This is a genomic window from Streptomyces sp. CRN 30, assembly GCF_034105845.1.
The window spans coordinates 1-8,352 of sequence record NZ_JAVRHI010000273.1; the positions used below are offsets into that span (position 1 = coordinate 1).

At 74.7% G+C, this 8,352-nt stretch carries 8 protein-coding genes; 5 read left to right on the forward strand and 3 right to left on the reverse strand.

Going from position 1 to position 8,352, the window contains the following annotated elements:
* Nucleotides 1-136 precede the first annotated feature (136 nt).
* Nucleotides 137-1,147 carry an SAM-dependent methyltransferase gene (locus UW392_RS29010; RefSeq protein WP_320778096.1) on the reverse strand — a complete coding sequence of 337 codons (1,011 nt, stop codon included), beginning with the start codon at nucleotides 1,145-1,147 and terminating at the stop codon, nucleotides 137-139.
* A gap of 118 nt (nucleotides 1,148-1,265) precedes the next feature.
* On the opposite strand from UW392_RS29010, the gene UW392_RS29015 reads away from it, so the two are divergent.
* From UW392_RS29015 to UW392_RS29025, 3 genes are all read left to right on the forward strand, one after another.
* Nucleotides 1,266-2,468: a sensor histidine kinase gene (locus UW392_RS29015; RefSeq protein ID WP_320778097.1), complete on the forward strand. Its 1,203-nt coding sequence runs from the start codon at nucleotides 1,266-1,268 to the stop codon at nucleotides 2,466-2,468.
* 81 nt (nucleotides 2,469-2,549) lie between these two features.
* Nucleotides 2,550-3,221, forward strand: coding sequence for a response regulator transcription factor (locus UW392_RS29020; protein WP_320778098.1), 672 nt, complete (start codon nucleotides 2,550-2,552; stop codon nucleotides 3,219-3,221).
* A gap of 63 nt (nucleotides 3,222-3,284) precedes the next feature.
* Nucleotides 3,285-3,923, forward strand: a complete 639-nt coding sequence (locus tag UW392_RS29025; RefSeq protein WP_320778099.1) for an AAA family ATPase — start codon at nucleotides 3,285-3,287, stop codon at nucleotides 3,921-3,923.
* Nucleotides 3,924-4,007: 84 nt separating this feature from the next.
* Here UW392_RS29025 and UW392_RS29030 read toward each other — a convergent pair whose 3' ends face one another.
* Together UW392_RS29030 and UW392_RS29035 are read right to left on the reverse strand one after the other, a co-directional pair.
* Nucleotides 4,008-5,171 (reverse strand): DUF5937 family protein, encoded by a 1,164-nt coding sequence (locus UW392_RS29030; RefSeq protein ID WP_320778100.1) that lies wholly within the window; start codon nucleotides 5,169-5,171, stop codon nucleotides 4,008-4,010.
* A gap of 74 nt (nucleotides 5,172-5,245) precedes the next feature.
* Nucleotides 5,246-6,469 carry a threonine aldolase family protein gene (locus tag UW392_RS29035; protein WP_320778101.1) on the reverse strand — a complete coding sequence of 408 codons (1,224 nt, stop codon included), beginning with the start codon at nucleotides 6,467-6,469 and terminating at the stop codon, nucleotides 5,246-5,248.
* A 197-nt stretch (nucleotides 6,470-6,666) separates the two neighbouring features.
* On the opposite strand from UW392_RS29035, the gene UW392_RS29040 reads away from it, so the two are divergent.
* Both UW392_RS29040 and panC read left to right on the forward strand, forming a co-directional pair.
* The gene (locus UW392_RS29040) at nucleotides 6,667-7,608 is read left to right on the forward strand and encodes a Rossmann-like and DUF2520 domain-containing protein (RefSeq protein ID WP_320778102.1); all 942 of its coding nucleotides are present in this window, start codon (nucleotides 6,667-6,669) and stop codon (nucleotides 7,606-7,608) included.
* Nucleotides 7,605-8,352, forward strand: a 748-nt coding sequence (gene panC / locus UW392_RS29045; protein ID WP_320778103.1) for a pantoate--beta-alanine ligase, incomplete at its 3' end; no start/stop codon positions are given. The genes UW392_RS29040 and panC, both read left to right, overlap by 4 nt.

The following is an 8,352-nucleotide window of genomic DNA, read 5'->3' on the forward strand; positions in this document are numbered from 1 at the left end:
CGATCCACCAGTCCCGGCGGATACACCCAGGTCAACAGCCCCAGACCCGATAACTCCGACACACTCGCGGACACCCGAATCACCCCCGGCGGCCACCAACGAGCCTACGCCGAAAGTAAAAGCAACGGCATTGGCCCTAGGCGCCCGGCAGGCCGAGCGCGTCGAGCGGGACGCCCACCGGTTGCAGCAGCCAGCCGAAGTCGCCCAGGCCCCCGCGCGCGGTGAGCTCGGCCGCCTCGCCCGCGCCCGCCAGCGCCCGTACGTACGCCGTGGGGTCCGTGGCCGCCAGGGCCAGCGGGGGCCGGCCGGCGGTGACGCCGAGGGCGTGCAGGGCCGCGCGTTGGGTGACGACGCTCGCGCCCGGCAGCGCGCAGGAGTCCAGGGCCACATGGGCCGTGATGTCGCGGGAGCCGTCCGGGACCGGCGCCGTCCGCCGTCCCTCCCGGAACCCGGTGAGCGTCCCGAAGGGCGGGCGGGCCCCCGCGGCGTGCGCGTAGTCCACGGCGACGGCGAGCCCCCGGCCCACGCCTCCCACGGCGGCGGCCCAGGCCCGGTCCCGCGGGAGCCCGATCTCGGCGCGCAGACCCTCCTCCGCGGGCAGTGGCCACCAGCGCGTGAGCCACTCCGCCTCCGCGCCCGTCACGGGCTCCCCGAGGCGCTCGGTGCCGTCCCGGCGGACGAGGACCCGGCGCGGTACGCCCTCGGCGTCCATTTCGGCGACGTCGACGGGGACGTTGTCGAGCCACTCGTTGGCGAACAGCAGCCCGGCGACGCCCTCGGGGGGCGTCGGCAGCCACTCGATCCGGTGGCCGAGACCGTCGGGGCGGCCGGCGCGCTCGACGGCGTACCCACGCGCGCGGGCGGCCACGTCCGCGGGCAGGGCCTCCAGCACCCCGGTCACCAGTTCGCCCCGGCCCGCCGCCATGTCCACGAACGCGAGTTCGGCGGGGTGCCCGAGGGCCGTGTCCACCCGGCACAGCAGCCGGGCCACGGCCGCGGCGAACAGCGGCGAGGCGTGCACCGAGGTACGGAAGTGCCCGGCGGGACCGGGGCCGCCGGGCCGCCGGTAGAACCCTGAGAGCCCGTACAACGCCTCTTCCGTGGCCTCCCGCCACCCCCGCCACCCGTCCTCCACCGCACCGTTCACCGGGTCAGGCTAAGCGCCGTGGGCGGGCGGGCCTCCACCTTGGGGAGTACACGCGCCGGTCGGGGATCGGCCCTCCGGTTGACTTCTGCACACATCACGCTTCCCTACGCTGGGTTACGTGCAACGCCTCTACGACTTCCTCCGCAGGCACCCGACCGGGGTGGACGCCTTCTGGGCCTTCGTCCTGTTCGCCGTCTCCGGCGTGGGGGTGGTCACCACCCAGGAGAACACCAGGGCCGACATGCCGTCCGCCGTGATCCCGGTCGTCCTGCTGCTCTGCCTGGTGGTGGCCCTGCGGCGGCGCATGCCCGAGAAGATGTTGCTGCTGGCCGCCGCGGTGGGCGTGGCGCAGCTGGTCCTGGACGTGGTGCCGTCGGCCGCCGACCTCGCCATGCTGGTGATCATCGGCACGGTGGCGGCGACCGGTGCCCGCTGGGCCTCCCGGTTCGCCCTGGTGGGGGGCCTGTGCGCGGGGCCGCTGTCGGTGCTGCGCTGGCCCACGGACATGACGGGCCCGCTGGGCAACATCGCGCTGGCGGTCTTCCAGTCCGTGCCCTTCGCCCTCGCCTGGGTGCTCGGCGACTCGCTGCGCACCCGCCGGGCCTACTTCGCGGAGCTGGAGGAGCGCGCCGCCCGGCTGGAGAAGGAGCGCGAGGCGCAGGCCAAGGTCGCCGTCGCCGCCGAGCGCGCCCGTATCGCCCGTGAACTGCACGACGTCGTCGCCCACAACGTCTCCGTGATGGTGGTCCAGGCCGACGGGGCCGCGTACGTCCTCGACGCCGCGCCCGACCAGGCGAAACAGGCTCTCGGCACCATCTCGTCCACCGGGCGGCAGGCCCTCGCCGAGATGCGCCGCCTGCTGGGCGTGCTGCGCACCGGCGAGCACGAGGAGGGCGGCGAGTACGTGCCGCAGCCCGACGTCGAACAGCTCGACGAACTCATCGAGGAGTGCCGCAGCTCGGGCCTCCCCGTCGACTACAGGATCGAGGGCACCCCGCGGCCCCTGCCCAGCGGCGTCGAACTGACCGCGTACCGCATCGTGCAGGAGGCCCTCACCAACACCCGCAAGCACGGCGGCCCCAACACGGGCGCGAGCGTGCGGCTGGTCTACTTCGACGACGGCCTCGGACTGCTGGTCGAGGACGACGGCAAGGGCGCCCCGCACGAGCTGTACGAGGAGGGCGGCTACGACGGCCAGGGACACGGCCTGATCGGCATGCGGGAGCGCGTCGGCATGGTGGGCGGCACCCTGGACGCGGGGCCGCGGCCCGGCGGCGGCTTCCGCATCAGCGCACTGCTGCCGCTCAAGCCCGCCCCCTGACGCCCGGGCGACCAGGCACGTACCGCACTGACACCTGTAAGACCACCTGACACTTGACTTCGACTTCTGGAAGAGGGCCCGATGGCGATCCGCGTGATGCTCGTCGACGACCAGGTGCTGCTGCGCACCGGGTTCCGGATGGTGCTCGCCGCCCAGCCGGACATGGAGGTCGTGGCGGAGGCGGGCGACGGGGTCGAGGCGCTGCAGGTGGTGCGGTCCGCCCCGGTCGACGTCGTGCTGATGGACGTCCGCATGCCGAAGCTGGACGGGGTGGAGGCCACCCGGCGCATCTGCGCGGAGCCCGACCCGCCGAAGGTGCTCATCCTGACCACCTTCGACCTCGACGAGTACGCCTTCTCCGGGCTCAAGGCCGGCGCCTCCGGCTTCATGCTCAAGGACGTGCCGCCCGGTGAACTCCTCGCCGCCATCCGCTCGGTGCACAGCGGTGACGCGGTCGTCGCGCCGTCCACCACCCGGCGCCTGCTCGACCGGTTCGCGCCGATGCTGCCGAGCAGCGGCAAGGAGCACCGGCACGTGGAACTGCAGCGGCTCACCGACCGGGAGCGCGAGGTGATGGTGCTCGTGGCGCAGGGCCTGTCGAACGGGGAGATCGCGGCCCGGCTGGTCCTGTCCGAGGCGACGGTGAAGACGCACGTCGGCCGCATCCTCACCAAGCTCGGGCTGCGCGACCGGGTACAGGTGGTCGTCCTCGCGTACGAGACGGGTCTGGTACGGGCCGGAGGACACGGCTGAGCCCCGCGGAGTGCGGCAGCTGAACGGGCCCCGCGGGGGACCGTCGGCCACTAGGGTGCGCGCATGCTTGTCTGGATCAACGGCCCCTTCGGGGGAGGCAAGACGCAAACCGCACACGAGATCCGGCGCCGGCTGCCCGGCAGCGTGATCTGCGATCCCGAGCACGCCGGCTTCGGGTTGCGCCGCATGCTGCCGCCGGGACTGCGCGGGGACTTCCAGGACCTCACCTCGTGGCGGCAGGGCGTGGTCGAGGTGCTCGACCTGGCACTCACCCGGCACGAGGGCGTGGTGATCGTCCCGATGACGGTCGTCGACGCCGGGTACTTCGCGGAGACCGTGGGCCGCCTGCGGGAACTCGGGCACGAGGTACGGCACTTCACGCTCCTCGCCGAACGGGAGACCGTACTGCGCCGGCTGCGCGAGCGGGACGTCGTCCGCTTCCTCGGACACCTCGGCGGCGGCGGGCGGTACGCGGGGCCGGCCCGGGAGAACTGGGCCGTCGCGCAGCTGGACCACTGCCTGGAGCGGTTGCGCGGGGCGGAGTTCGCCGAGCACCTGTGGACCGACCGCACCACCGTGCCGCGGACGGCGGACCGGATCGCCGTCCTGGCCGGCCTGACGCTCACCCCGAACGGGGAGGGCGCTCTGCGGACACGGCTGCGGCAGGCCGGGGTGGGCCTGAAGCACATCCGGTTCGACTGACCCGGCCGCACCGGGTCGGCCGCACCGGGTCGGCCGGACCGGCCGACGGGACCGGCCGACGGGACCGGCCGGCGGGACCGGCCGTCAGCGCAGGATCCCTTCCAGGAAGTCGCTGCCCAGCCGGGCCACCACGGCCACGTCCAGCTGGTGCAGCACGTACCGGCCGCGGCGGCGGGTCGTGACGAGGCCCGCCTTCTTCAGGACGGCGAGATGGCGGGACACCTCGGGCGCGCTCAGGCCGTGGGCGTGCGCCAGCTCGCTCGTGGTCTGCGGTGACCTCGCTATGTTCCGGCACAGACGCACGCGTACCGGGTGGGCGAGGGCGTCGAGGCGGCGTTCGAGCAGCTCCACCGGGGCAGGTCTCAACGGGTCGGGACCGCCGACCGGATAGTGCACGACGGGACGCCAGCCGGGCGCGTGCAGCACCGTCAGGTGCGGCCAGCCGAAGTACGACGGCACGAAGGTGACCCCGGGGCCGACGGCGGGGTCCGTGGCGGTCGTCGAGCCGTGGATCAGTTTGTCGGCCTCGATCCGCGTCCCGTCCGGACCCTCGGTCAGGGACAGCGCGGCGGAGATCGACTCCAGTGTCTCCCGCAGGCCCTTGCGGCGCAGGAGCTCCGTCCTGTGGCGGGCGTCGGCGGCGAGCTGGGTGCGCACCCGGCGCCAGGTGTCCGCGAAGAACGCCTCGTCGCAGTCCTCCAGCAGCCGGCGCACCCAGGTCCGTACGGCCGGCGGGTCCTCGAGCAGCCGCCGGGTGAAGCCGAGCTGCTCGGGGCCCCGGCCGGCCGCCAGCTCCAGCGCGAGGTCGTGCCGGGCCCGGTCGACGAGCGGCGAGGGCACCACTCCCGCGTACGGGGAACCGCAGCCGAACTCCAGGGCGGCGCCGACGAACCGCTCGTCGCTGAGCCGGTCCAGGTCGTCCAGCTCCTCGTGGATCGTCGCCCCCGGCCGGCCGGCGCGGTCCGGGAGCCCCGCGAACGGCAGGAAGATGTCGGAGAACAGGTGCCGCCACAGGAAGTCGGCCTGGACGAGCCGGTCGGCCAGGTCCGGTCCGAGGGACGTGGTGGTCACGGTCACCCAGCCCTGCACGCCGGGGTGGTGGTCGGGCTCGGCGAGGGCGTGCAGCGCGACGGACAGCTCGGCCAGCGGCGAGGTGTGGAAGACGATGTTCCCCCAGCTCTCGGCTCTGCCCGAGCCGGGCGGTGCCCCCGTGGCGGGCAGCCCGGTGATGTCGATGCTCACGCTCATGGCCTCATGGTGCACCCCGCCACCGACAACGCCGTGCCGATTGACGGCGTCCGTCAACCGACACGGCGCACGCCCTACGGACCGGTCGTCTCCGCAGCGGTCCCCTCCGCACCGCCCTCCTCCCGCCGGGCGGCGTCCTCCTCCCGCACCAGGGCGACGAAGTCCGCGACGGCCGCCCGCACGTCCCCGGCCGTCCACTCCAGCCCGGCCGCCCGTACGTCGATCTCGGTGAAGGAGAGTCCCGGGCCCCCACGGCCCCAGGGGCGTGCGAAGAGGACCGTCCCCGTCTCCTCGCCCTGCCGGACCGAGGCCTCCGCGAGCACGTCGACGTCGTACGGCAGCCAGACCTGGAACTCGTGGGTGTGCGGCCGCTCCGGGTGGACGCGCGCCCACGGCAGCCCGGCCGCCGTGAACCCCTCGTGCAGCGCGGCGGCGACCACGCGCGCGTGGGTCACGTACTCCGGCAGCCGCGGCAGCTCCCGCTCCAGCCCGGCGAGGGCCGACAGCACGGTCGGGAACTGCTGGAAGACCTGTCCGCCGTACCGGTGCCGCCAGGCCTTCGCCTCCTCGACCAGCGTGAGGGGACCGGCGAGCGCGGCGCCGCCGAAGCCGTCGAGCGACTTGTAGAACGACACGTAGACGCTGTCCGCGAGGTCCGCGACCTCTGCCAGGGGGCGCCCGAAGTGGGTGGTGGTCTCCCACAGGCGGGCCCCGTCGAAGTGCACCACCGCGTCCCGTTCCCGCGCGGCCTCGACGACCTCGCGCAGCCCGTCCCAGGAGGGCAGCACGAAACCGGCCTCCCGCAGGGGCAGCTCCAGCATCAGCGTCCCGAAGGGCTCCTCCAGGCCGCGCACCTCGTCGGCGGTCGGCAGCCGGGGCTCGCCCGTGACCCGGACCGTGCGCAGTCTGCTCACCGTGCTGAGGGCGTGCCGTTCGTGCACCTCGGGGTGGGCCAGCGCGTGCAGGGCCACCGTCGCGTTCCCGGTACGGCCCGCCCAGCAGCGCAGGGCGACCTGCTGGGCCATCGTCCCCGTCGGGAAGAACGCGGCGGCCTCCTTGCCGAGCAGCCCGGCGACGCGCTCCTCCAGGGTCTCGACGATCCGGGTGCCGTAGAGGTCCGCCGTCTCGTCCAGGTCGTGCAGGTCCGGCGCCGTCTCGTGCAGCGCCGCCAGCCGCTCGCGGATCGTCGCCCAGGACCCGGGGCGCGCCAGTACCCGCCGTGCCGCGCGGTGGGCCGCTCTGCGCCGCTCCGACCGTTCCGTGGCAACGGACCGTTCCGTCGTGTCGCTCTCGTCCATCCCTGGATCATGCCGTGCGCCTCCCGCGCGCGGCACCCGGTTCCCGCCCCGGCGTGGGGGCCGCGTGGCCCGTGCCGGGGCGACGCGCGGAAACCCACAGCCTGTGGACAACCGGCCGGTGCGCCGGGCAATCGCGTTAACATGACGAGAAATCGTCCGGTACCCCGAGCGGACTGGAACGGGAAGGCCACCAGCGAGTGAGTACATTCCAGCTACCAGAGCCCAAGGACCGCCCCGCGCGGCTCACCGTGGGCGTCGTCGGCGCCGGCCGGGTGGGCCCCGCGCTGGCGGCGTCGCTGCGGCTGGCGGGCCACCGTCCGGTGGCCGTGTCCGGGGTCTCCGACGCCTCCCGGCGGCGCGCCGCGGACCTGCTGCCCGACGTTCCGCTGGTGACCCCGGCGCAGGTGCTGGCCCGCGCCGAGCTGGTGCTGCTGACCGTGCCCGACGACGCCCTGCCGGGGCTCGTGGAGGGCCTCGCCGAGACCGGTGCCGTACGGCCGGGGCAGCTGATCGTGCACACCTCCGGGCGGTACGGCGTCCGGGTGCTGGACCCCGCGCTGCGGGCCGGGGCGCTGCCCCTGGCCCTGCACCCCGCGATGACGTTCACCGGCACCGCCGTGGACGTGCAGCGGCTCGCCGGGTGCCCCTTCGGGGTGACCGCGCCCGAGGAGCTGCGGCTGGCCGCCGAGGCACTGGTGATCGAGATGGGCGGCGAGCCCGAGTGGATCACCGAGTCCGCCCGGCCGCTCTACCACGCGGCCCTCGCCCTGGGCGCCAACCACCTGGTCACCCTGGTCGCCGAGGCCATGGACCTGCTGCGCACGGCGGGCGTCCAGGCCCCCGACCGCATGCTCGGCCCGCTGCTCGGCGCCGCCCTGGACAACGCGCTGCGCGCGGGCGACGCGGCCCTCACCGGCCCCGTCGCGCGCGGGGACGCGGGCACGGTCGCCGCGCACGTCGCCCAGCTGCGGGAGCACGCCCCGGGGGCAGTCGCCGGCTATCTGGCGATGGCCCGCGCGACCGCCGACCGCGCGCTCGCGAACGGCCTGCTCAAGCCGGAACTCGCCGAGGACCTCCTGGGGGTACTCGCCGGCGACACGGAACGGCCCGAGAACCCTGAGAACGGGGAAGACCGATGACCCGCCGCACGTTCGAACTCGTCCCCACGGTCGCCGCCCTGCGGCACGCGCAGGACCGCTTCGCGGTGCCGGGGCGCACCGCCGTCGCCATGACCATGGGCGCCCTGCACGAAGGCCACGCCACCCTGATCCGGGCGGCCCGGGAGCACGTCGGCCCCGAGGGCTTCGTCACCGTCACCGTCTTCGTGAACCCCCTGCAGTTCGGCGCGGGCGAGGACCTCGACCGCTATCCGCGCACCCTCGACGCCGACCTCAAGATCGCCGAGCAGGCCGGCGCCGACGTGGTGTTCGCGCCCTCCGCGGACGAGGTCTACCCCGGCGGCGAGCCCCAGGTGCGGGTGAGCGCGGGCCCCATGGGGGAGCGGCTGGAGGGCGCCTCCCGGCCCGGCCACTTCGACGGCGTGCTCACCGTCGTCGGCAAGCTGCTGCACCTCACCCGGCCCGACGTGGCCCTGTTCGGGCAGAAGGACGCCCAGCAGCTCGCGCTGGTCCGCCGCATGGTCCGCGACCTGAACTTCGGCATGGAGATCGTCGGCGTGCCGACCGTCCGGGAGCCCGACGGCCTGGCCCTGTCCAGCCGCAACCGCTACCTGTCCGGCGCCGAGCGGCGTACGGCCCTCGCGCTCTCCCAGGCCCTGTTCGCGGGCCGCGACCGGCACGCCGCCCAGGAGGCGCTGCGCGCCCGGGCCCGCGAGGTGCCCGCCACGCGCGCGCGTGCCGAGGCGCTCAGCGCGATCGGCGAGT

Bases quoted from the DNA above. Each gene is read 5' to 3' on its own strand.
- UW392_RS29035 (WP_320778101.1), bottom strand. From the start codon at position 6,469: ATGGACGAGAGCGACACGACGGAACGGTCCGTTGCCACGGAACGGTCG.
- UW392_RS29030 (WP_320778100.1), bottom strand. From the start codon at position 5,171: ATGAGCGTGAGCATCGACATCACCGGGCTGCCCGCCACGGGGGCACCG.
- UW392_RS29020 (WP_320778098.1), top strand. From the start codon at position 2,550: ATGGCGATCCGCGTGATGCTCGTCGACGACCAGGTGCTGCTGCGCACC.
- UW392_RS29025 (WP_320778099.1), top strand. From the start codon at position 3,285: ATGCTTGTCTGGATCAACGGCCCCTTCGGGGGAGGCAAGACGCAAACC.